At 61.5% G+C, this 1,154-nt stretch carries 1 protein-coding gene; it reads right to left on the reverse strand.

The window, feature by feature from the left end; all coding sequences use genetic code 11:
* Positions 1-19 precede the first annotated feature (19 nt).
* Positions 20-958 carry an IS110 family RNA-guided transposase gene (locus NKH06_RS31965; protein WP_023809699.1) on the reverse strand — a complete coding sequence of 313 codons (939 nt, stop codon included), beginning with the start codon at positions 956-958 and terminating at the stop codon, positions 20-22.
* Positions 959-1,154: the final 196 nt, after the last annotated feature.

Below are 1,154 nucleotides of genomic sequence, written 5' to 3' on the forward strand. Positions count from 1 at the left end.
AGAGCGACTATCTGGGGTGTCAAGTTGCAATTACGAACTCGTTGCGCGCATCGCGTGCTTTTGCATTGAGGATGACCAGGAGTTTTCTGGCGAGTGCGATGCGGATGAGCATTTTTGGCTTTCCCGCCTGTTGCAACCGTTGAGCGAAAGCTTTGAGATGAGGATCGAATTTGGCCACGATAGCTGCGACGATGAAGAGGATGCCACGCGGCCCGGCGCGTCCGCCTCGCACATGCCTGTTGCCGGTGCGCTTGCCGCTATCGTTGGCGAAAGGAGCCAGGCCTGCCAGCTTGGCGATGGCCTTGTTGGAGATGAGGCCGATCTCGGGCAGTTCGGCCATCAGACGGGCGACAGTGCGCCCGGCTACGCCCTTGAGCGAACGAAAGGCTCGCTCCAGCCTGGCCCACAGCGGATCGTCATCGATCATCGAGGCAATCTCGCCTTCCAGGCGCCGTTGCTCGCGCTTGAGGAAGGCCAGCGTCGCCTCGATGCTGGCGCATACCTCGGCGTCGCATGCGGCACTTCTACGCTGCTTGTTGATGGTCGCATCGCCGACAATCTGGCAAAGCCGGCCAACCAACGCGGTAAGCCGCTGTTGGGCAGCGCTTGGCGGTGGCGTCGGCACCGTGTTCTTGACTGCGCCGTAATGGGCGATGACAGCGGCGTCGATCCTGTCGGTCTTCTCCAGATAGCCCATCGCCTCGGCGAAACGGCGCACGCTCTTGGCATTGACCACGCCGCACGGCATGCCGTGCGCCCACAAGAGCATGAACCCCAGCCGTTCATAGCCGCCCGATGCCTCCATCACCGCAAGGGCTGCGCCATGGCTGCGGCAGAACAGCCAAAGAGCTGCAATCCCCGCCGCATCGTTGGCGAAGCGCGCTGCCGCTCCGCCAGGCCGGACATGCGCGTCCAGCCAATCTTTCGAAACATCAACTCCACAAATAATCCTGTTCACGGTAACCTGCCTTGTGCGTACGGTTGGAACCAAGCGACTGTTCGGTCGTGCGTGACGAAGGCGAAGATCCCAAGCTCTCCCGCGGTTGTAACCTCAGGTGGTACGGGCGACTTCGCCAAGCCAAGGTCCGGGCGGCCGCCCGGACCTTGGCTCAATCGCTCTAATCCCACGAAATCTCTCTCGTGTAGATACAAGG

Source organism: Mesorhizobium sp. M1342 (assembly GCF_040317955.1).
Taxonomy (GTDB): domain Bacteria; phylum Pseudomonadota; class Alphaproteobacteria; order Rhizobiales; family Rhizobiaceae; genus Mesorhizobium.